Here is a 23392-nt window from a genome sequence, read left to right as displayed (position 1 = left end):
GACCTGCCGCCAGAAGAAACTTCACAAATCGCCTGTGTCTTCAGTCGTAATGTTGCCGTTCAATACGGCAAGGTCGTCCCAACCATCGTTGTTAAAATCAGCGAACAGAGATCCCCAGGCCCAGCGTCCCATCGTCACGTCTGCCGGCAAGCTGACATCCTGGTACTTTCCTTCGCCCAAGTTGCGAAACAAAGTATTCCCTCGAGCCATTCGTTGCATCTTGCGGACGCCCTCCTCCCCGAAGCGTTCCTCGTACTGGCGTTGGTAGGTCGTGCGGCTGCCTGCTGAAGAGAACATGTTGCTAACGTAAATATCCTCGAGCCCATCATGATCGTAGTCGGAAAGGGTTACGGACATTCCCGAAGCAGAGTCTTCCACACCCGCCTCAGCGGCGACGTTGGTAAACTTGCCTCCTTCGTTTCGATAGAGACAATTGCGACCGAAATCGTTCGCCACATAGAGATCAATCCGTCCATCCTGGTTGAAATCATTCCAAGCTGCGGCCATCGTGTAGCGAGTGTTTTCCTCGTCCAATCCCGTCTGCTTCGTAACGTCTTCAAACTCCAAAGAACCTCGATTGCGGAACAGCAGATTCTTTCCGCCATTCTGGGCGTCGTAATACGGAACAGGAATCGCAATATCCCCACGGCTTTCGCGCGTCGGCCAATAGCGACCGACATAGAGGTCGAGAAGTTTGTCATTATCGTAATCGGCGGCTGTGAGGGAGAAGGCGTTTCGACACTCAGCGAGTATCGTGCGGGGCACGAACTTCCCGGAACCGTCGCCTGAGAAAATGAATCCGCCAGACTCGGTCATCAGCGCCAGATCTTGGTTGCCATCATTATCGAGATCGACAAACAGAGCGCAGGTAGAATCGTCCAGAATGTCCACCCCCGCCTCACGGGCAATATCCCGAGCGGTGCCGTCGGGCTGAGCAACAAACAGTCGGTTCGGCAGCCCCCCCGACTGACACACGTACAGGTCGTCGCGACCATCATTGTTCACGTCGCCCAAGGCGATGCCATTGTGCCCCAGACGGCTCATCCCCAAACGGCCTTCAAGGCGACGCAACCAGTATTCCATGCCGTGTGAAAACTGTTCGCGGTAACTTTTCTCTGCCCTCAGGACGGCTGGTGCACAATCGACGAGCCAAGGTCCTTCACCCACGAGTGAATCAACTTGTTCATAATCAGCGACAGAAAGCTCCTGCAGCTTGGGTTTGCCACCGGACTCCGTTTTCCAGTGACAAGTCCACATCGCTCGCCACTGAGTCAAGCCATCCTCCCCAGGGCCTCCTCCTTCTGCATAGACGCGTGTGGTTACTCGCCCAGCTTCGCGATCAGCATCGACACTGACTACCTTGAACTTGACGTGAAAGCCGCCGGCCGGCTTGGGCTGTGGAAGAGTCTGAATCGCTTGCGAGAGCGCCTTCGACCCTTGCTCGGGCATCGGTGAGAAGTCGTCTGAGTTACTCGCTCGCCGAACCAAGGTCGTCGTGTCGCGAAACGCTTCCACAAGGTTAGCAGGGCACAACCGTGTGGTGTGGAAGTCGTCAGCAACAAGGGAGGAAAGTTCGTCTGCGCTGACCTGCTCGGGCTGTTCAATCGCATGGGCCAAGAGCTTGAGCTGCTTCGAGGCGTAGTCGTTGAAAGCTTCTGATTGCCAACCTACCGACGTTGGATCGAGACCTCGGTGGATAGACTGCAGGTCATCTCGCTGCTGTGCGGTAGCCGGCATGATGACCGGCTTGGTGCCGCTACCGGTTGCGTTAGAAACTTGCGGCAATCGGTCAGTATCGCCTCGCTCCGAAGCGTCTACCCCGCTTAACTCGGTATCGTTGGCTGCGCGCTTCTCCTCCTGGTCAGCTTGATTCGAACTAGCGAACCACCATCCGACCGCCACGATGACGGCAACCGCCAGCAGCACCCAAGGAACTTTCGATGTTGTTTTGACGGCAGAATCTGCCGAACGCTTCGACATGAGAGTCTGAGGGTCTACTGGTAAAGAAAACGATCCTGATTTCCAATTCACTATAACAGTTTGTCGCAGCGAGTGTGTAAAGTAGTAATTTCACTGAGGCGAACAGTTCAACATCCAAAGCTATCCTCAAGAGCGCCTACTTACCAAAGCGAAATATGAAACACTTTCAAGCAGTCGTCGCCCTACTCATTTTGTGCCTCTCACAACCTTGCGTAGGCAAAGAGCCTGTCTTTCCGCACAAGATGCCGACCCAAAAGCCGGACATGCCGTTAAGCGCAGCGATTGAGCGGATGTTTGACTATCCTGCACCACGAGTGCAAGACAACGAGCTTTGGTCACAATTCAAGTACACGCGACTGAAAGGATTCGACGACAGCAACGGCGATGGCACCGTTTCTCGAAGAGATCCCTCAAGACCGATCAAAGTCAACGGCAAGTTCTATGTCTGGTACACGAAACGGCAAACGGTAGTTCCCCCCATTGGTTGGAACCGCGCGGATGAGGCCACCGATGATATCCCCTCGACCGATTGGGATCTGTGCGATGTCTGGTACGCAACCAGCGATGACGGTTTTATTTGGGAAGAACAAGGCGTTGCTGTCTCGAGGCCTGCGAAACCCAATCCCGGTTGGCGGTCGGTGTGTACCCCAGACATTTTGGTTTGGAAAGGGAAGTACTATCTCTACTACCAGGCCTTCGAAGAGCCTAGCGGCTTGCGCGGCGACTGGTGCCCGGTGTCTGTCTCTTCCGCAGAATCACCCGATGGGCCGTGGACGCATGGTGGAGATGCCGTGATACCTTTCGGCGAGAAGGGCGAGTGGGACCAGGACGCAACACACGACCCACAGCCCATCGTCTACAAAAGCAAGATCTATCTTTATTACAAGGCTGCCTATAACAAGTGGCCGGACATTCGCGACAAGTATGCCGTCGCTCATGGTCTGGCCATCGCGGACGATCCTCTAGGCCCTTTCAAGAAGCACCCGCTCAATCCTGTGTTAAACTCGGGCCATGAAACGACGTACTTCCCGTTCCAAGACGGGGTAGCTGCCCTAGCAATCAAAGACGGGAACGAACGCAATACCACGCAGTATTCGAAAGATGGCGTCAACTTCGAAATCGCGTCCTGCTTATCACTGCCGCCCATCGCCGCGGCGCCATACTGCGCGGATGCCTTTACGGACTCGAATGACGGCAGAGGATTCACGTGGGGCTTGTCACACTTCACCAACGCGGGAACTCCCAGAAAGAACCATTCCATTATAGCGCGGTTCGATTGCGACTTGAGTCTGGACGCGAATCGACCGCAATTCAAAAAGACTGGAGTGTGGCACAAGCCGGATGTCTATTTCCGCCAGGGACTTGGCAACACCAAACATCCCGAGGGGAGATGAGTCCAGACAGGAACTGGCTGATTCTCACTTCAGCCACTGTTCCTAAAGTGAAGTGCTGTCACCGAGATTACCGTTGTTGAACAGATTAGAATGCTTGCGGCTAAGCTACTTTTCGAGCCTGATTCATCGGAAAGCAAACGAGTAGGCGATCATCGTCGTTGTGGGCTATAATAAATTATTGAGCATCGCAATCGACAACCGATACTACAACGCATCACATGACTTCCCGTAACTCGTATCGATTTCACTCGGCTCGCGGCTTTACGCTCGTCGAGTTGCTGGTTGTCATCGCAATCATCGGCACGCTCATCGGCCTACTGCTCCCCGCGGTTCAGGCAGCCCGCGAAGCAGCGCGTCTTGCGCAATGCGAAAGTCACTTGCGGCAGATCGGTCTGGCGACGCTCAACCTGCATGATGCAACCGAGGCCTTCCCCCCGGCGCGCCTACGTGCCCGCGACGATTACAGCATGTATGCCTGCGAGACGACTCAACCTTCCTGGTTGGTGCGAATTCTTCCTTACCTCGAACAACAGACCTTCGCCTCGCAGTGGGATTTGTACAGCGTCTATTCTTTGCACCGGCCCGAGGTGCGAGAGCATATTCCCTCCGCCTATGTTTGCCCTACGCGACGAAGCCCCAATGAGGCGGTTATTGAGTCAGAACTCATTGAGCAAGAGTACACTTTCCCGTGTGGTTGTAGCTATTCGGAACTCGTTCAAATGATTGGCGGGGCCGTTGGTGACTACGCAGGCAATCATGGCGACTTGACTGGCGGATCGTTCGACGACGAATACGCCTATTGGCGGGGGGGCAATGGTACGGGAGTGATTATTTCCAGTCGGCCGCTCTGCAAGAACAACCAGCCCACAGGCTGGAAAGACAAGATTCGCAACAAGGACCTCGTCGATGGTGCCAGCAACACGGTGTTGGTCGGTGAGATGCATGTTCCTGATGGCCGCTTGGCAAAAGTGCCAGAGAATGGCCCCATCTACAATGGCCAAGACTTAACTGCCTTCGCTCGCGTCGGTGGCGTGGGAATCGGAATCGCCCGTGGCCCTTCGGACTTAAACGTTCCTGTGATCGGTTTCGGAAGTTGGCATCCCGGGGTTTGTCCCTTTGTCATGGCAGACGGATCGCTGCGGTTGGTTGCCAATGAGATTGATACCCAGACGCTGGCGAAACTCTGCCGTCGCGATGACGACTATCAAATCGAGTACAATTACACGCCCACCGAAGACAACAATAGGTGATCGACTCGGTAGTTGACGGGTCTAGCAATGCATCGGATGAGAGCTCGATTTCCCTCTAATGTGCAGATCGTCAGTCACCATTTTTGTGTTGTTCTCTGGCTAATATCTATCAGCACGGGTTGCGGTGACGGGCGACCGGCTCTGTATCCTGTCCACGGAACCATCGCTTACAGAGATGGCCAGCCCGTTCGCCAAGCCAGTGTCGAATTCATTCCAGAATCCCCCGGTCCTTCACCCCGCGGTAAGACTGACACAGAGGGGAAGTTCAAGCTTGGCACTTACGAAAACGCCGACGGCGCTCCAGCAGGCGACTATCGTGTCGTGGTTATTCAAGTGCTACCACCGCGCGGTGCTGAGCACGTGCGCAAGCTAGGTGAGGAACACGCAGCCCACGGCGGGCGGATCGACGTGGTTTCGCTCAAGCACGCCTCACCCGAGACCAGCGAGCTCTCCTGCACCGTTGAAGCGAAAGAGCAAAACGATGTGAAGTTCGTTGTGGATTTCCGATAGGGAGCTCTTCTCGAACCCCTCTGGCATTGCTTCTAGTTCTATTTTGGGGAAGAGTTCACGTGCCACACTTCTCCCAACTAGAGAGGAGCTTCAATCGAAGCCGCCAAGCCCCAAAACTTGACTCGGGGCGACCGACGAGTCACGATCGATAGGATCATGTCCGAAACGACGAAGAATACCGGCAGCGGCTCAACAAGTGCCCTTGGCAAAGACCCTCGTGCAAAGGTGGCTCTTGTTGCAGTTCCTCTCGTTCTGCTGTTGATCGCGATGGCCGTTTGGCTGCCAAAGCTGCGCGGCGACTTGCACGGCATTGAGTCCTCTGAAGAGCAGACACAACTAACCGAAGCGGAAGTTGAGGCAGCGGCACAGGCCGCGCTGGAGAAACGCGACAGCGCTGCCAACGAAAAATCTGCAGAGGCCATCCCAGAAAGCACCACACGAGAAACGGTCCGCTGGGTAAAGACGCTTTCCAGCTTGCCTGATAAGGACTTCGAGCTTGCAACTGCACACGATCAGGCCCGTAAGGATGCGTGCGAAGCGTTGCCTGTTGGAGAAGCCGTTCTGGTCAGCGGCTTTCAACCCTATCTCACACGGCGCGACTATCGGGAGTACGCTGAGGATGTCCCCGCACTTAGCACGCGCCGGCCCATCTTCTCGGTCGGGCTCGACATGTATAGCCTCGACAAGCGCGATCTCCCCACGCTCAGCGGAAGAAAGATCGTTAGCTATATGGACAACCATTACATCTGCCTGCAGGTGCGTATCCAAAAGGAACCTGTTTCGGAAGAGCTCTTCTTGCATCATCGACCAATCGCGTGCGTAGCTAAGTATAAAGGTACGCGGCTAACGCAGGAGCCGACGCAAGGCATTGCCTCCTCTTTAGGAAACTACCGCAGCCTGGGTCTGTTCCTCCCCGAAGGCGAACGCCCAACGCCGAGTAACTTGCGTACGCTCGTTCTCTTGCATCGCGGCGAGAAGAAAGATGACCAAGGCGTAGAAAGGGAAAAATTTGAATTTGTCTTTATCCGAGCTAGACGCGATCGACTCGATCCAGAGAAGCTCGAGTTGCACACTTTCGCCACCACCAATGATCGCACGGTGCTGCATCACTTGAATCTTGACGAGCGACCCAATGACACCGACGACTGCAGCATCAAGACGATGGTTCAGGTGACCGAATATTCGCACGCAGGTCTTTACCCGAGCGAAACCGCAACGCGCGATTCTCAGTTCAACGATAAGGCAGTGTATTCGATGGCTGCCTTAGAGTCTTACGCGGAAAACCAAGCGTGGGAGGGAGGACCGCTGAAGAACTTGAATCTTTTGCTTGACGACCTGATCGACTCCAAGGTTCCAAGCTCGCGTTAAGACGCCGATTCCACAGGTTCGGCGATCGGTAGTTCGATCTTCGAATTCTCTGCTTCAAGTTTTCGTGGGTAATTCGCCTCGTGCTTTGCGAAGTGAATGCTCGCATCAAGTTGCAGCAAGACGTGCTGGGACTGGCGAGCGAAGTGCATGTACATCATCATCGCCGCCTGGGCGTACTTAAAGCGGCCTCGCCCCATAAACGCCGTCTTGAAAGAATTCCGCCAGTAACGGAGACGTGTCTCTCGGTTTCGAGTCATCCACCAGGCGAGCCGAGCTAGCCCCTTAAGATCACGCAGCGTCTCGCGAGGGCCCGTTCGATAGTGGGGCCGTGGCTTCAACCGCTGAGCCGTCGAGAGAACGCGATCCAAGTAAGCGTTGGCATTGTAGACCGTATCGATCACCCCTCGATACTCTTCGTAGATCTCAACTCGATCACGGGTTGTGATAAAGTTCAATCCCATCGACTGATCAGTGCCCTCCGCGTTCGTTCCTGCGGTGACGAGCCTGTAGGGTTCATCTCCTTCTGCTAGTTCAGCCTCGGGCGTGAGAAGACGCTTCTCGTTCTGTAAGCGCCGAGCAAGTTGCGTATTGGGCAGCGCCACCAACAGTCCCACCATCGCTAAAACGATGCCGGTCTCTTCGATGCAACTGGCAAGCATGCGTCCATTGCCGGTCTTTTCGTTATCGAATCCAAGGATAAAACCGGCGGTGATCGCGATGCCATGATCATAGACTTTGTTCACCCGATCGACGATCGGCGTCATCGCGTTGACCCGTTTCTGGGTCAACGCCAGAAGTTCGGGATCGGGCGTCTCAATTCCCATGAACACATAGCGGAACTCGACATCGCTCATCAGCTTGAGCATCTCTTCATCGTCGGCCAAGTTCATTGTCGCTTCGGTCGAGAAAAAGAACGGATGCTTGCGTTCCTGAAGCCACGCTTTCAAGTCGCGCAGCATCGGTTTCACGACTCGCTTATTGCCGACGAAATTGTCGTCCACGATATCCACCCAACCTCGGTAGCCGAGCTCGTAGAGACGGTTGATCTCCGCAAGGAACTGTTCGCTTGTTTTACTTCGAGGCACTCGACCGTAAAGTTCGATGATGTCGCAGAACTCGCAATTGAACGGACAACCACGCGAATACTGCACACCGATGTGAACGTAGTCTTTAAAATCGATCAGATCGAATCGTGGAATCGGTGCGGTCGTAACATCCGGGCGATCCGCATGTTCGAAGAGCCCCGCGGGCTGCCCGGCTCGCCAAGACTCAAGCCACAGCGGGATGACATTTTCCCCCTCTCCAATAATCTGGGCGTCCGCATGCTGGTAAACCTCCGGCTGGCTGGTAGGGTCGGGACCTCCGACAGCCAGAAACTTATCGCTGTCGTTCGCTCGCTGGATTATTTCTAGAATTCCTGCCTGCTGCGGGAGCATCCCCCCCACGCAAACCAAGTCGGCCGCGTCCCATTGCTCATCGGTTAGTTCGCAGACGTTAAGGTCCACGAGCTCGAACGTCCAATGTTGCGGCAAGAGAGCCGCTACCGTGAGCAAACCCAGTGGGGCGGCGGGTGTTTTTGCTCCCAGAGCCTCGGCGACGGTTGTGTAGTTCCAGTAATTGTGCTGAGAAAACTGTGGCTGCACGATCAGGCAGCGGAGCGCTTCTTCAGGCCCTCGCGATGCTAGCGACTTCGAGCCTCTCGGGCCTTCAGAATTCGGATTCCCAGCAATGGAAGTCATAAAAAGGTGGCAGTCGAGACGGATTTTCTGGGGAAAGCCGACCTTGGCCTCTCCTGCCATCCTAGAAGCAGCCACTTCGCACCGCAAGTTTTTTTGTGGGCAGGACTTAGGTCTCGAATAATGAAGCGAATGACTAGGTTTTTCGCATGATACAACGGCATTCTCAACGCCGCACGACCAACGCATGCTGTTCGCGTGACCTTAACAGTTGCGGAGACTTCACCATTCGGTGCCTGAGTCTACCTGAATGGGCTCCCTGTTAAACTTTTCCGATTTCTGGGATTCGACTGAATACTCAGGTCGCTCCGCCTGTCTGGCATTTATCGGTGATTCAGCTCGGCTGAAACCGATCCTAGTGCGTAGCCGCTCTGTATGGAGACGGCTGAAGACGATTATGCCGTCTGTTTGGACCAATCGTGTTCTCATAAAAATTCCCTGCACGCGTTTCGATACGAAGCTATGACATGCAGCTCTTGTGGCTGAAGTGGCACCATCACTGCTCGTAACGACTAGATGACTCCTATGAATAAGCTCCGTATCCTCTGTGCTTTGGTGTGCGTTCAGCTTGCCGGTTGTGCTACGTGCCATGACCTCCAGTACCGAGTTGCAAAGCACTTCAAGACGCATAGCGCCTGGAAATGTAGCGGAGGAACCAGCCCTTGCCACCCGGCACACTACAAAGATGGCTGGAAAGAGGGGTACTACTCAGTTGCAACAGGCGGATGCGGGAAGCTTCCTCCAGTTCCCCCAAAACGATACTGGAAAGCAAGATACCAAACGCCCGGTGGTCGCGACCAAGTCGCTACCTGGTACCGAGGGTATCAGGAGGGTGTCGTGGTTGCTCAAGCAACGTGCGTGAACACATGGAATCCCGTGCCAACTTCCTGCAATGCCGCTCTGCCAACCCAGCCTTGCCAAGAGTGCGCTGGAGTCTATCACGAACCACCAACCGTCCATGCTGTTCAGGATCCTCCTGCTCAGAACCCTGGCGTGGCTCCCTACGTTCCTCAGGCTCCAGAGAATGTCCTTCCACAGGAGACTACTGAGCCCGTACCCGCAGGCAATCCAAAGGCTGAGCCCGCCGAACCGACCGCTCCTCAAGCACCCGAGGTCGAGCAACTTCCTGCAAGCCCAGTTGCCGCGCCCAAAGTTTCCAATGAACAGATTCCCAACCGTCAGTCGCTCGTGCTCGAGCAGTTACCAAGCATCGTCGACCCCGAGCCCTACCAGGAATCTCTCTACCGACTTCCCGCGGTAAGCAAGAATTTCCAAGCCCGTCAGCCCACGCCAGAAGTCGCTGCAAAGAAACCGGCTGCTCCCGTTACAGATAAGCAAGCGATGCAGAAAATCAACGATCAGTTGGAAGCCGCGTTCGTCAAATATGCTCCGATCGAATATCGCGACGCCAGCGTGTCGGTGACGGCACCCTCAACGAAAATCGAGCAGAGCTTACCTGTAGTGAAGCCTGCGGAAGTACGCGTCGCTAAAGTTGAGACTCGCCAAATCAAATTAGAGTCACCAACTACGGAAACCAAGAAGAATACCTTCGCTCAGGCCTTGCCTAACCCCAGCAAGACAACGTTAAAGATCAACCGGCCACAGAAAGCCAGAAAGGTCGTCGCGAAGAAGCGTACGACCAAACCGTTCCGCTTAGAAACAGCCGGGTTGAAGCGTGAAGTCACGGTCGCTTGGCGATCGCTCGAAGCGGTCACTCGCCAAGGGCAGAACGCATGGCAACACGCGGTCAAGGCGGCGGAAGAGGCTCGGCCCGTCGCCCGCCTCGAATCAATCCCTGCCAAGGAAGAGATGCAAGCCCCCTTGGCTAATCGCTCTCAAACGCCTGTCCGTTGGCATGGTGAGAGCAACTCCACTTTTCAACCGACTTCAGCCGGACGCTCGAAACTCGTACTGATGGGTCACGAGCCCGTGGAAAAAATCGTTAGCAATTCACCAACACAATTGAGAATCGTCAAGCGAAAAACGACGACAGAACCGATTCGCGAGGAAGTGATCGTCGAACAAGATCGAGTGAAGCGAAACTATCGCATCTCGTCCGGTCGATCATCGATTCGCCTCCGCTAGAAATTCCCGCTGAACTCAGTGAACGGGCGACTTGAAACACAGCACGGATGCTGTCTCCCACAAGATTCTCCAAATTCGAAGAGCGTACCAAGGATGGCCACGACGCAAAAACTTATCGGAACTCTGCTCGCTGTCTTGACTGCTTGTCATGTCGGTTGCACGACATTCGCTAACAAAGCGGTTCCAGCAGGTCGGGTCCCGGTCAACCTGTTGGGGGAATCAGAAACCGCTAAGGTACCCATCAATCTGGCTGCCCTACGTCAGACTCCGCCGGATCAACATATTGTGGGGGCAGGGGATCATTTAGGCATCTACGTTTTCGGCGTGTTGCCCCCCAATGATGAGCAGACCATCATTCACCCCGAACGGTTCCAATCGAATATCTACTATCCGCCAAATGGTCTTTCGGATTCCCCTTCGACGGGCGTGCCTGTGGAAGTTTCCGCGGATGGAAATCTCTACCTTCCACTGATCGATCCGATCCCCGTAACCGGACTGACGATCCAGCAGACTGCACAAGCCGTGGTCAAAGCCTACGGCGATAAGCAGCTTCTGAAGAAGGGACGTGAGCGAGTCACGATCACCCTTATCAAGCCGCGGGTTGTTCGCGTCCTGGTGATGCGTGGCGACACCCCAGGCCAACCTGTGCTGAAACTCCGTGGGCAGCAAGTGCTTTCCAAGCAGGGAAGCGCTGCCGTGGTCGACCTGCCGGCTTTCCAGAACGATCTGCTCCACGCTCTTTCCACCACCGGGGGTTTGCCGGGTGTGGATGCTCACAACTGCATTTGGATTCTACGAAACCATAAGCCGAATCCCACAGCCTTTACTGAAGCTCAGATGCAAATCGACGGCGGGGCCGACCCGGGTGTCGTACTCGCGAGCTTCAGTCCTGAGTACACGCGTACAAAAATTCCCCTGCGTGTCTGCCCAGGCCAAGCATTGCCTTTCGCTCCTAGCGATGTGGTCCTCAACGAAGGGGATGTCGTCTTCCTCGAACCTCGCGTGAACGATTTCTTCTACACCGGCGGCATGCTTCCTCCTGGTGAGATTCCGCTACCCCGAGATCGCGATATTGACGTTATGGAGGCGATCGCGATCGCCACTGGCGGCGTCGCTTCACCTCTGCAAGGTGGAAACGGCAGCCAGAACTTCTTGCAACGCGGTGCCGGTCCTGGCAATACTTCGATCCCACCAAGTCGCGTCATCATCCTGCGTAAGCTGGCCGATGGTCAGCAGCTACGTATTCAAGTTGACCTGCGAAAAGCGTTGCACGATTCTCGCGAGCGGCTCAAAATTCTGCCCGAGGACTTTGTCATGCTGCAGTACACACCTGGCCAGCAGCTTGCCAACACTCTGACCCACTGGTTTAACTGGAACCTCACCGCCGTTCCTACACAACTGGACTAGCCTGCCACAGTCTCGTTCTCAAGCCAAGCTGTCAGGTCACGGTCGAGCAGCTTGCTGAGCGAGGTTATCTCCTCGGAGTAGAGTTCCGACAGCCGAGCGTAAGCTCGCGAAGACATGGCGGGGCGGGACAGGCTTGCGTTGCGTATCGAGTCACGCATGCTAGGCGGAATGATTGCCTTGAGCATGTTTTTCAGATACCACTGCCGGTAAACAAAGTTGATCGCCCCGCCGATGATCCGGTTCCGGGGCACACCTGATCGGTTGACCTCGGCATTCACGTCGGGTTGAAACGCGGAATCGACTCCCAAAAACTGAAACAGGTCGGATAGCACCTCTGCCGGCTTCGCTTGGAAATCGTCAAACAGAACGATCTTGATTTGCTGGCGGTCAAACTGCTCAAAAAACGCTTCAAGCTGCGAAGTGTAAAAACCCATTTGCGTGTAATGCCAGATGTGGTGCCAATCTTGCTCGATTCGATTGGGTTCCTCATCAAGGGCCTGTTCAAAATCCTCCAGCGGCTCGAACCCACGTGAAGTCGTGTACATGAAGCTCGAGTAGGCACGGTCAATCGGGTTTCGCAGGACGGCTATCAGCTTCGCGGACGAGGCATGCTCCTTGATCGCCGGGATGGATTCTTGGGCGTAATAGAGCGTTGAGACCGACCCCTCACCAATCGCTTTGCAAGGACGATCCGGTAGAAAAAGCTTGCTATATTCATCAACGTCCCGAACGAGGACACGATTCATCATCAGTTCATCGCCGGGACCTTTGAACTCAGTGTCGCTCTTTCCCAATGCCAAGAAGTGTGGCTCTTTCGGATCACAGACAAACACTTCAGGGTGTTGTTCCAAGAATCGAGCGATCGCCGTCGTGCCACTCCTGGCGGCACCGATTAACATGAAATTTGGCTTCGATTCTTGCATAAGATACTAGCTGTTCATCTCGATTGCATAGCAAGTTGGCGATAGAGCGCGAGCGTTTTGTCCACCATCTTGTCGATGGTAAAGTCCGCAGCCCTCAGCCGTGACGCCTTGCCAAACGCTTTTCTTTGTTCGGGGTTTGCGAGCAATTTGGTGATCGCTTCGGCAAGTGACGCCGGATCTTCGCTAGGCACCACCCAACCGTTCTCACCCGATTCAAGTAGCAAGCTGGAACTCGCCAGATCGCTGGCGACAATCGGAAGGCCTGCAAAAACGGCTTCCATCAGAACGTAAGGTAAGCCCTCGTAGCGGCTAGGAAGTGCGAACACATCAAACGCGGGCATGCTGGCAAAACCATCTTGATGACCTAGCCAATCAATGCGATCAGCAACACCCAAGCTTTCCGCCTGCTCACGAAGCTGCGACTCTAACTCTCCCGTGCCGATGATGGCCAGTCGAGCGTCCACATTCTCAGAAACAACTTGGGCAAATCCAGCAACCAACACATCGACAGCTTTCTGCTTGGAGAGTCTACCGATGAATCCGACGATCGGGGCGTCCGCTGGCAAGCCTAGGGTGTTTCTCGCTTCCTCCTTGCTCGGTAGCGCAGTATCGGCGATGCCGTTGGAGATCACCTCGATGTGACAATCCTTGATCCCTAATCCCAACAGATGGTGATGCTCTTCAGGCGAAAGAGCGATTAGTCTCCCCGGCACTCGCGAGAGCTGCCGCTCGATAGTCCCGATCAACCATCGCGCCTTGCGACTGATCAGCGGATTCATCGTCCCAATCGCGTGTGGCGTATAGATGGCGGGGATCTTGAGCCTCCATGCCGCCAGACGTCCCACAGCCCCTGCTTTGCTGCTATGACCGTGAATCACATCGAACGGACCATGCTTTTTGGCATAACGCCGCACATAATTCGCGGCGACGTAATCACTCGGGTGGACGGAACGCCGAATCGGGCACTCCGCTGACGTCACTTGTGGGTGTGCGGTGATGCGGGCAAGCCCTTGTTCGAACAGTCGATCGGTTCGCACTGGGGAATAGATCAGATGAACGTCGCAACCTCGCTCGGCCAGTCCTTCGCACAGATCGAGCGTATGACGTGCCACTCCCGCATTCGCGGACTCAATGATTTGAATCGTCCGCAGCGGATCTGGACCCCGGACACCTTCGCCACTTGATGTAGCGATTTTATCTTCAGTTTGTGACTCAACGGAGGCCATAACTGCCCTAGTGGCTAGTCAAACAAATGTTTTCGGGTTCGGTGCATCATAAACCGTTTTCCCTGAATCGATTCCGTCGCACCGAACCCGAAAATTTTGGCTTGACGCAGGACTAGTCTACCCAGTGCGACAGATCGCGTCCCAGCAGTTCACTCAACTCCATGACGTCGTCGTGAAACTCATTCTTGAGGTATTCCACAAACTCTTCGCGTAGAGGAGGTCGTTTGTGAGACTTAACAAACAGCTTCTTCGCAGCACCAACCGGGCCGGAGTGCTGATTAGCAACGTAGCGACGCACGCGAATCGCGATTGGTTCCAACGGCTTGGGAGGTACGCGAAAGAAACGATGCACAAACTCGAATCGCTTCTTACGCGACTGTTTCAGACGCGGAAACGTCTGCCGATTGTCGTCCGGCAAGCCAAGAAACTCCAAGACCTGCCGATAAGTGCCTGGCGTATCCACGGAGTAGTCGTCAAACAGGAATACGCGTCTCTGTGCTTCGGGGACGAGCTCAAAGAACCGCCGAACCTGGCTCGCATAGCTACCCATCTTGCGATATTGCAGCCACGTCGGTTCGCGGCAAAGCTTAGGAATCGACTCGCCTGCAGCACGACGGGATTGAAGATTCCAAGCCTCCTCGAAATCTTCAACCTCTTCATTCGACGTATAGACCAACTCGCTATGGAACGACCGCATCGCTTCCACCGGATTGCGAAGCATCGCTAAGAAAAGGGCGTCCGGGTTGTAATCCAGGATCTCGCGAACTGCCGTTTGGGAACTTAGGTAAGTCGTCGACCCTTCAGCAACAATCGTTTCTTGCTCTGACACTTCTGAGAATAACGCCTCGTATTCCGCAAGCGTGTGCAGATGCTCCTTGCGACGCAACTCGGGATAATCACTATTCCAGTAGAAGGGTTCTTTCGGGTCGCAGAAGAACAAGTTCGGATGTCCCGACAAGTACAACGCCAAAGAAGTCGTCCCACACTTTGGTGCGCCGATGAGAAAGAAGTTGGGCTTCTTTAGTTGCGGACTGGCGCCGACGGTCACGATGGGCTCAGCGCTTGTTGTAGTTGTCGTCATAGCAATATTAGCCGCAGACTAGGAAGCGGCGGTCAGCTCCAGTTCGCCGGCCATTTTATCTACCAACGTGTGCGCTCTTTGTGCAACCACGTCTGAGATCACATACTCGAAGTTCCCTTGGCGCCCGACAAGGTCGATCCCAAAGTCGCGGAGCGCCTGCTTCTCTCGCTCGATCGCTGGCATTTGGCCGCGACGGTAAATCGGGTAGGCACGTGGCGTGATCTCGCTACCAACATATTCCGGTTCGCCTTCCAAAAGGTTGAACTTCCGCGCGTGTTCCTCAAAGTCGCGGCGAGCCTCATCAACGGCACCCGAGGAAGCATCTTGGGCAGTCACCTCGACGGTGAAGTAATCCTGGCCTTCTTCCATTCCATAAAACTTCGAGAAAACCGTGATCCGTTTCCATTTTCCAGAATAGGTGAAATTAAAGAAAGCTGCCGCCTGATTGACGAACTTTCCGCGGTAGAACAGCGAAATAAGATCGCGATTCTCAATGTTCGTCTCCGGCTCACGTCCGATCAGCCGCGACATCACCGGCATGGGAATCGTGGAGATGATGCGGTCATAACGTTCCTCTTGCCCACCTGAGTGGACGAGGACGAATTCTTCCCCTTCACGGCGAACCGATTCCACTTGGCAGTTTGTGAGTACCTGCACGCCCTGTCGCTCGACGATCTCCAGCATCTTCTCGTAAAGAAACGCCATCCCCTCTTTCGGGCGAACCAAGCGTTGTTGGAACGATTTGGCCGCCTTCTTGCGATAGCCGCGCGAGAAAGCTTTCATCGCAAGCTTCCGCAACGATTGCCGGCTGAGCACGTGCATCCGGCGCTGGGCGAACTTCACGTCCAGCTCCGTATCCGGTGCGTCGTGCAAGCGATTGACGTATTCTTGCAATCCACTGCGACGGTAAATCGTGCCGCCTGTATAATACTTCGCGTAAGCCGGGACGGTATCGCGTCGTCGGTGCAGCAACTTGGACGCTAGCAGATCAAATCCCGACATCACGGCGACCAAAGGACCATTATCTCGCAGATACCCGCCCACGCTCAACGGGTAGCGGTCGTAGCCTCCCTTGGGCGTAATCGAGAGCGGCTTGTACTCCGCTTCGACGTACAGGTCGCGAGTCTCAGGAAAGGTTTCGATCAGGCCGTGCCCTTCGTGAAAAAGGAACGTCCCCACATCGTAGAAGAGGCCATCGAACTCAGGACTCTTATGCATGCCTCCGACGTTTGCTTCTTTCTCGTAGAGGTCAACATCAACGCCTTCGTAGTCGGAAAGTCTCCGCGCAAGCGACAAGCCCCCAGGGCCTGCTCCAAGAATCGCAACTCGAACACTCATGTTGATCTAGAGAACTAAGAAAGATTGCTGATTAAGTCGTCGCTGCTTCGAAACACTGAAGCTCAGCAAACGACTCGGGAGATTCGTACTCATCATAAATCATCGCCTTCACGGCGGCCGTCTGTGCGACGAGGCGCCCCAAACACATGTAGAGTCCTATGGTATAGGGAGGGGAGCTGAAGCACCAATTAACAAACACACCCGCGACGGCTAAGAATGCTAAAGTCGACCAAGTCGCTTTCGAATTCCAGGCCGCATGTTCGTAGCTCTGGTACCAAGGAGGGATCTCTACTTGGTCGTCACTTTCATCAGGAACTTCTTCATAAGGTTCTTCGGAGTCGATAGAAGCGAGCCTCCGATAATCGCGAAAGGCTAGCCAAAATACGGCAGCAAGTAAAAAAGCCCCCACAAAACCAACGTCACACAATAACTGCAAGTAAGTGTTGTGAACGTGTGCTCCGTAGATCCCTTCGCGGCTGTGATGGTAACGCTCCTCGGAAGCGGTCCCCGAGTGTCGCAGCGTAATCAGACCCGGCACAATTGGCTTTCTAACGGCGTGGATTTCCTCAAACCCTCCGGGGCCGATCCCAATGATGGGACTCTGCCGTATCAGACCGACCGCTCGGGTGTAAAGCACGCCGCGATTACTGATGTTGTCGCTATCGATCTGCTCACTTCGATTCACTAAGACGTAGCCGGCCAGAATCACCCCCGCAAACCCGCCACCGATCAGGCAGTTCTTGCGAACCCGCGGGTCAGGAACTCGCCAAATGAGCAATAATCCCGTAGCCAACAGTCCCAGCGTGTAACTACGCGAGAGCGAAGAAGCAAAAGCGATCAGCAAGAAGAAGCCAATGGCCAACGAGAATCGATTGATAAAATTCGGGGTCCGGCCCTCCAAGCGATGGAGCCAGCTCGCCCCGCCTAGAGCAAGTACAGCGCCTAACAACCCAGACATCGTGTTGTGGTTTTCAAAGAACCCGGTGATCGAGCGTTTGGTACTCAGTGGCATCTCGCCAACGGTTATCACGCTTACGAATCGGCTATAGAGTGCCAAAGCGGCGATTCCCGCGGTCACGATAATCAGCGAATAGAAGAGGGGGCGTTCGATGTCGACCGAAGGCTTCAGGTGACTGACGAACAGGAACAGGCACAGCATATAAACAACTCGCCCGTTAGCCCGCAGAAAATCCAACACTCTGTAGTCACCAAGCATGTTGTGCAGGAATAGCAAACCGAACGTGTAGACAACGAATATCGCTGCTACTTGGACTGCCGCGGGGATCTGTCGGTAGAACCTCAAGGCGGGGGCGTGAACAACGACGAACAGCACCATCGAGATCGGCGCCAACATCGGCATCACCGCTTGCAGGTGAGCAGCTACCAGCAGAAAAATCGACCCGTAGCGTATCAGTTTTACGGGATGAGGAATCATGCGGGTTCGCTATTCGCAACCTTGTGTAAGCCAATCCTTTGACGCAAACGGCCGGGTATCTGTAGATGCGACCAGACACCTACGTATTTCTTCACGGCAAGCCAAATCGCTGCGTGGTGCAGGGTAAACACCGCCGCAGAGACGATCGCCAGCCCTTCTGCTCCATAATGTACCGCCGCGTAGGGGCCTGCAAGCCAAAGTACGGCTGATGCAACCGCACTGATCACCGAATGGATACGTTGGAAGCCGGTCATCATGAGCGCAAAACTAGCAACACCGGCAAAAGCGTTAAGGATTCGGCCCAGAACAAGAATCGAGAGCAGGCCACCACCCTCGGGGTACTTCGGTCCGTAGTACAGCGTGAGGATTGGTTGTGCAAAAAAGAAAACAAACAGAATGACTGCCAACGCTGGAATCCCCGCGAGGAATGAACCAGTCCGTAGTACTTTCTCAAGTTGCTCGAACTTCTTTTGGCTGAACAATTCGGGAATCGAAGACAACACCGCCATGTTGATCAAACTCAATGGCAACATCACCATCATCAGCAAGCCACGAGCTGCCACAAAGTCAGCCGCCGACTTCTCGTCGAGGTATTCGGAAAGCCAGACATCAGAATTCCAAATGAGGAAGATGAAGAACTGGGTCACAAGGATCCCGAATGAGACCCTGAGCAGGTCTTTCCAACTCGAACTCGCAGCGTACGAAGTCGGTTCTGCTCCAAGAGATTTGGGCTCACCCTCAGTTGTTTCGTTGGCTGCGAAGCTCGATTCGCGCACACGATGCAGCACCCAGACACTCAACGGTAGGGTTGCAACAACCGACATGAGATTAAGCACGACCACGGCAGACAGGCTCGGATCGACGAAGCCCAGCAGCCAGGCTGCAACGACGAATAGGAGAAACACGAAGTCAGCAACCGGCCCGGCGGCTTGTCCCGCATTTTGGCCTGCAAAGAGCGAAGCTCCACGGATTTCGTGATAACCTCTTAACGCTTCGGTAACGACGCGTTGAAGTGCCCGAAAGACGACCGACGCTGCCAGTCCGACCGCAAGCCATGCGGAGGGCTCCTCGTAAAAGAAGCGTATTGTCACTGCCGTCATCACACCAGCGAACAGGAGCGAACCCAGCAGCGTCGCACCGATTGCCCAACGAAGCGTACTTGCTGCCCTCTCAGGACTTTTCGCCGCCAGCCCCTCGGAAATAAACTTGACGATCGAGCGATTGAGGCCAAGCGTGCCGCAAATACTTAACAGCGAGACAACGTTGAAGACAACGAAAAACGTCTTGAAGTCTTCGCGAGAAAGCCATCGTGCGAGAACCATGTTCGTCAGCACAACCGCGAGCATGTCTGCAAACCGGCCAGCAGCGACCCAGAGGGTGTTTCCGCCCACTCGCTTCAGCACGCTGACTTTCGTGTCACTAACCGCCTGCGCCTCCGCCATCTAATAAGCCCCTTCACCTCGCAACACGACTCGAATGGTTCGCACGAGGATGTACAGGTCCAGCCAAGGTGACCAGTTGCGAATGTAATAGCTATCCAAGCGAATACGCTCGCCATAAGTGGTGAGGTTTCGGCCAGATATCTGCCACATGCCAGTAATTCCAGGAACGACTCGCGTGTACTGTTGGTAGCCTTCGGGATGCTCCTCCAGGTAAGGGCGTCCCTCTTCATTATCAACAATCGGTCGCGGACCAACGAAGCTCATGTCCCCGCGGATCACGTTCCAAAGTTGCGGTAGTTCGTCGAGGCTCGTCTTTCGCAGGATTCGACCAAGCCAAGTCACCCGGGGATCATTCTTCAACTTATGATCACGATCCCACTCTTCTCGTAGTTCTGGGTGCCGATCGAGATAGTCCTGAAGCACCTCGTCAGCATTAGAAACCATGCTGCGGAATTTCCACATCCAAAAAACTTCACCATCGCGACCGAATCGACGCTGCTTATAGAAAATTGGCCCTGGAGAGGTGAGTTTGATCAAGACACAAAAAGTGAGCAACAGCGGCGAGATCAACAACCCGCCTCCGATGCCAAGGACTAGGTCCATCGATCGTTTGAGTACCCGTGGAAGGGGAAGCAGCAGCCGTTCCTGGACCTGGATACCGGGACGCCCCAAACATTCTTGCGTACGATTCCAAAGGCTTGGTAAACCATCAAAGGAATTCAATACGACGACATTCGGCACTGCAGAGGTCACCACGTTGATGGTTCCCCGCGAGACGAAATCCATGACCAAGATGGCCCACAGCACATTATGTTCTTTGACGAGGCCCTCAAGGTCGTCGGGGGGACCCAAATACCATTTGCTGCTGTCCCCGGATTCGTCCCAGTGCTCTTGATAGCTACCGATAATTCCGACGGGCTTCAGCCCCAAAGTCGGTTGGTTCAGATAGCTACGCAACGCACCTTCGGCAGCCGGACCATCACCGATAATCAATAACGGCTGTGGCCACCATTTCTTCTTGCAAACCAATCGCCGAGCCGCCATGCGTGCCAGCGGAACGAGAGCCAATGAGAATGTCCAAGCGAGCCCTAAAGTCCAGAACTCAAACGGCCGCCACATTCCAAGCGTCGAGTTTGCAACAACAACGAGCCCAAAGGTCATCGTCGCTGCCATGATCGATTGTCGAAACTCAACGATCGGATTTAATCCAGCCCCCGGGTACAGCCCGAACAAAGGAAAAACTAACAAGACGATTGCCGAGAGAGCCGCTGTTTGCCGTCCCAAGAATAACAAAGGGAATTCGGGGAGAAAAAAGCTGACTGCCAACAATGCCGTCAGAAATGCGCCTGCCACGGCGAGCAAGTCCGCTGCAAGCAGAGGTGCTGCTGTGCTGGCAGTTTGCGAAATATAACGCCAACCTTTTGATTTTGGTCGTGCTGGCGAAGCTTCTTCGAATCTCTGGTGCGACTCAGTAACAGCAGAGTCGTACAACTGCTCAATCGTTGTTTGGGTAGCTTCCGCTACGCCATGGCCTTGGTCCATGTGCCCATTTCCCCTTCTTCTAGCAAATCCTTAGTTGCAAAAAATGCTCTTCTTCCCGTTCCGTAACGACACAGCACTCGAAGCGCACGCTTATCACGCCAGTCCGAGTGACTTTCAGCTAACAACATCGCAAACCGCCGACGGGCGTCGACAGCGGCGTAACTCTCATGGCTACGCCCACTAGGCCAATACAGGTAGGAGCCTAACTTCCTTGTCGATGTTGGCTTCTCAAATAATTATTTCGTTGCCGCTGCCTCATACGTTGTTGCAGCGGAGGGACAAACTCAACTCTGTCCGTAACTCTTTTCATATCGATACGCATAGCTACCGACGGTCGAAGAACGTCGTGGATCACAACGATTCACAACCGCTCCAAGCATTTCGGCGCCAGCTTCGTCAAGCATTTCTTTCGCATGAACTGCCTGCGGGCGACTATCTTTCGACATTTGCAGCACAAGCATTGCCGCATCAGTTACGGGAGCCACGATGCACGGATCAGAGACTGCCAGCACTGGCGGGCAATCCACTAGCACGAAATCATAACGCTCGCGGGCGTGTGCGATGAATTCGCGGAAACGATCCGAACTCAACAATTCGGCGGGACTCTCTGGAGCTTCACCGCAAGGCAGGGCATACAGCTTGGGAACTTCGGTCTCTTGAATCAAGTCCCAAGGCTCTTCATTGCTGCCAACGATTTGCGAAAGGCCTGCAGCTTTTTTCAGCCCGAGGACTTTCTCAACTCGCGGTCGTCGCATATCCGCGTCGACCAGCAGGACACTACGACCCGATTGAGCAATGCTCACAGCGAGATTGGCCAGCACGGTGGTCTTTCCGTCGCCCTGATGCGGGCTGGTGACCATCAGCGTTTTGATGTCGTCTTCCTTAGCACGGAAGAACAACGACGTGCGCAGACCGCGATAGACTTCCGCCTGACGGGAACGTGGCACGTGCAGTGCTCCCAGCGAAGCATCAATCACTGAACCACTTTCTTGCGAAGCAGCAATTGCTTGCTGCTCGTGTTCGTAATCGATGGCAGGAACTTGTGCGAGCAGTGCCATGCCGAGTGAGTCTTTCACATCATCGGGGGTCGTGAACGAGCGATCACGTGACTCGGCAAACAGCGCCCCGCCACCACCGCACACAATGCCAAGCATCGTTCCCAAAGCCAAGCAGATCGGCAAATTGGGCCATACTTCGAGGCCCGTTTCAGCCGAGGCGATCACTTCGTTAATCACCCCACCGTAGTCTTTAGCGAGGTTAATTTCGCGAAGACGATCCACGACTTCGTCATAGACCTTTTGTTTGCGGTCTACCAAGTCACGAAGCGTCTCGCCTTCGAGTTCATACTTGACAAGCGTTTTGGCAAGCTCTTCCTCTTTGCTCGCGAGCAGTTGCAGCTCGGCCATCCGCTGCACGAGCGTATCTCGGTCGCGGGCAAGCAGCTTCACGTAGGCGGCCTGAAGATCTGCGGGATCGAGTGACGAGTCGGTCCCGGCGATTCCCAGAGCGTTGTCCTTATTGCCGAGAAACTGTTCTGCCAGAGCAATTTGATCGCGAATCGCTTCGACGGCGGGGTGCTTGGGGCCGAATTCCTGAAGCAACTCATTTTGCTTCATTTTCAGGCTCAAAAGCGACTGATACTCGCTGCGAGCGTTTTCCATCCGCTCAGGTTGCATCGATTGAAATTCAGCCGTTTCGACTTCGCCCTTCTGGACAGCAAGCAGGATTCCGACTCGCTCGGCGTTCTTTTCGTCAATGACGACCAGTCGTTCAAGGTCGCTGGCACCGTCTCTGTTCTGTTGCTCAACAACTTTCTGAACGACCTCAAGCCGAGCTTCCGCCTCATTGAGCTGAATGCTCAGCAGTGAAATTTCTGACTGAAGCTGATCATAGCGGTCGCGATGCACGTTGGTGCTTTCGTCTCCATTCCAGAGCAATGGGGCGTTCTCGCGATATTCTTTGTAAGTATTCTCTGCGGCGATGAGATCTTCGCTCAGTTCACCACGAGCCTGCACAATCAGGTCTGCCGCCTCAACGTTGACGTCCTGGAATTTCTCTTTCTGAAAAGCTTGATACTGGGCAATCACCGCTTCGAGAATTTGCTTCGCTTCTTCAGGATCGGAATGCTGAAAAGCAATGTTCAAAACGTGAGCATCAATCGCTTGACCTTCGCCACCACGTGTCACGTTCAAATTGTCGAGGACATAGTCCGTCGGAGTCTCATCCTCATCCAATACCGCCGTAATCGACTCCAGTTCGTCGAGTCCGTTGAGAGCCAAGGCTTGGTCGATAATTTTACGGCCCTGGATCACTTGCATGTTCGTGGCAAGCAGATCTTCGGAAATCGCCTCGGCATCGCGGGCTCCGCCGACACCATGGGAGGCGAGCTTGGGATCCTTGCGCATCACCAGTAGCTGAGCATTCGACTCAAACGTCGGGGCAACCGCCACAAAGTAGATAGCGGCTAGAATCCATCCACCGACAACCGAACCGAGAACCAAAGGCCAGCGACGTTGTAAGATGGCTCCAATGTCAAGCGTGCTTGGATCAGCAGCCGCTCGTTTCGGAGAGGTTCCAGCCGGAACAGTCCGCTGACGGTAACGGACACTCGGCTTCGTTTGGACGGGGGCTTCAACCACGGACGACATCGACTTCACTCCGCAAACTTCAATGGT

Annotated in this window: 17 protein-coding genes; 7 read left to right on the top strand and 10 right to left on the bottom strand. The window is 54.6% G+C overall.

What is annotated here, in order from left to right:
• Positions 1-21: 21 nt before the first annotated feature.
• Positions 22-1980 (bottom strand): VCBS repeat-containing protein, encoded by a 1959-nt coding sequence (locus tag RIB44_18090; GenBank protein MEQ8618486.1) that lies wholly within the window; start codon positions 1978-1980, stop codon positions 22-24.
• Positions 1981-2135: 155 nt separating this feature from the next.
• On the opposite strand from RIB44_18090, the gene RIB44_18085 reads away from it, so the two are divergent.
• The 4 genes from RIB44_18085 (at position 2136) to RIB44_18070 (ending at position 6502) form a co-directional block, all read left to right on the top strand.
• On the top strand, positions 2136-3374 hold the full coding sequence (locus RIB44_18085; GenBank protein MEQ8618485.1) for a glycoside hydrolase: 1239 nt from the start codon (positions 2136-2138) through the stop codon (positions 3372-3374).
• 218 nt (positions 3375-3592) lie between these two features.
• Positions 3593-4624: a DUF1559 domain-containing protein gene (locus tag RIB44_18080; protein MEQ8618484.1), complete on the top strand. Its 1032-nt coding sequence runs from the start codon at positions 3593-3595 to the stop codon at positions 4622-4624.
• A gap of 36 nt (positions 4625-4660) precedes the next feature.
• Positions 4661-5134 carry a carboxypeptidase-like regulatory domain-containing protein gene (locus tag RIB44_18075; protein MEQ8618483.1) on the top strand — a complete coding sequence of 158 codons (474 nt, stop codon included), beginning with the start codon at positions 4661-4663 and terminating at the stop codon, positions 5132-5134.
• A gap of 156 nt (positions 5135-5290) precedes the next feature.
• On the top strand, positions 5291-6502 hold the full coding sequence (locus tag RIB44_18070) for a hypothetical protein (protein ID MEQ8618482.1): 1212 nt from the start codon (positions 5291-5293) through the stop codon (positions 6500-6502).
• On the opposite strand, the gene RIB44_18065 is transcribed toward RIB44_18070, so the two are convergent.
• Positions 6499-8241 carry a B12-binding domain-containing radical SAM protein gene (locus tag RIB44_18065; GenBank protein ID MEQ8618481.1) on the bottom strand — a complete coding sequence of 581 codons (1743 nt, stop codon included), beginning with the start codon at positions 8239-8241 and terminating at the stop codon, positions 6499-6501. The two genes, RIB44_18070 and RIB44_18065, sit on opposite strands and share 4 nt — an antisense overlap.
• A 522-nt stretch (positions 8242-8763) precedes the next feature.
• On the opposite strand from RIB44_18065, the gene RIB44_18060 reads away from it, so the two are divergent.
• Both RIB44_18060 and RIB44_18055 read left to right on the top strand, forming a co-directional pair.
• Entirely contained in the window at positions 8764-10323 is a 1560-nt protein-coding gene (locus RIB44_18060; GenBank protein ID MEQ8618480.1) for a hypothetical protein, read from the top strand.
• Between the two features lie 93 nt (positions 10324-10416).
• Positions 10417-11730: a polysaccharide biosynthesis/export family protein gene (locus tag RIB44_18055; protein ID MEQ8618479.1), complete on the top strand. Its 1314-nt coding sequence runs from the start codon at positions 10417-10419 to the stop codon at positions 11728-11730.
• Here RIB44_18055 and RIB44_18050 read toward each other — a convergent pair.
• The 7 genes from RIB44_18050 to wbaP all read right to left on the bottom strand — a co-directional run bounded on the left by RIB44_18050 (position 11727) and on the right by wbaP (position 20717).
• Entirely contained in the window at positions 11727-12653 is a 927-nt protein-coding gene (locus RIB44_18050; protein MEQ8618478.1) for a sulfotransferase, read from the bottom strand. The genes RIB44_18055 and RIB44_18050 overlap by 4 nt on opposite strands.
• A gap of 14 nt (positions 12654-12667) precedes the next feature.
• Positions 12668-13879, bottom strand: coding sequence for a glycosyltransferase (locus RIB44_18045; protein ID MEQ8618477.1), 1212 nt, complete (start codon positions 13877-13879; stop codon positions 12668-12670).
• A 112-nt stretch (positions 13880-13991) separates the two neighbouring features.
• On the bottom strand, positions 13992-14927 hold the full coding sequence (locus RIB44_18040) for a sulfotransferase domain-containing protein (GenBank protein ID MEQ8618476.1): 936 nt from the start codon (positions 14925-14927) through the stop codon (positions 13992-13994).
• A gap of 51 nt (positions 14928-14978) precedes the next feature.
• Positions 14979-16298 (bottom strand): FAD-dependent oxidoreductase, encoded by a 1320-nt coding sequence (locus RIB44_18035; protein ID MEQ8618475.1) that lies wholly within the window; start codon positions 16296-16298, stop codon positions 14979-14981.
• A gap of 31 nt (positions 16299-16329) precedes the next feature.
• On the bottom strand, positions 16330-17733 hold the full coding sequence (locus RIB44_18030) for an O-antigen ligase family protein (GenBank protein MEQ8618474.1): 1404 nt from the start codon (positions 17731-17733) through the stop codon (positions 16330-16332).
• On the bottom strand, positions 17730-19175 hold the full coding sequence (locus tag RIB44_18025) for an oligosaccharide flippase family protein (protein ID MEQ8618473.1): 1446 nt from the start codon (positions 19173-19175) through the stop codon (positions 17730-17732). Before RIB44_18025 ends, RIB44_18030 begins: the two co-directional genes overlap by 4 nt.
• Positions 19176-20717, bottom strand: coding sequence for an undecaprenyl-phosphate galactose phosphotransferase WbaP (wbaP, locus tag RIB44_18020; GenBank protein ID MEQ8618472.1), 1542 nt, complete (start codon positions 20715-20717; stop codon positions 19176-19178).
• 43 nt (positions 20718-20760) lie between these two features.
• On the opposite strand from wbaP, the gene RIB44_18015 reads away from it, so the two are divergent.
• Positions 20761-20901: a hypothetical protein gene (locus tag RIB44_18015; protein ID MEQ8618471.1), complete on the top strand. Its 141-nt coding sequence runs from the start codon at positions 20761-20763 to the stop codon at positions 20899-20901.
• A 100-nt stretch (positions 20902-21001) separates the two neighbouring features.
• Here the strand turns inward: RIB44_18015 and RIB44_18010 are convergent, their stop codons facing one another.
• The gene (locus RIB44_18010; protein ID MEQ8618470.1) at positions 21002-23365 is read right to left on the bottom strand and encodes a polysaccharide biosynthesis tyrosine autokinase; all 2364 of its coding nucleotides are present in this window, start codon (positions 23363-23365) and stop codon (positions 21002-21004) included.
• Between the last annotated feature and the right edge of the window lie 27 nt (positions 23366-23392).

This window comes from Lacipirellulaceae bacterium, assembly GCA_040218535.1.
Lineage (GTDB): Bacteria > Planctomycetota > Planctomycetia > Pirellulales > Lacipirellulaceae > Adhaeretor.
Note: the sequence above shows the minus strand (reverse complement) of the source record. Positions and strands in the feature narration are given on the sequence as shown.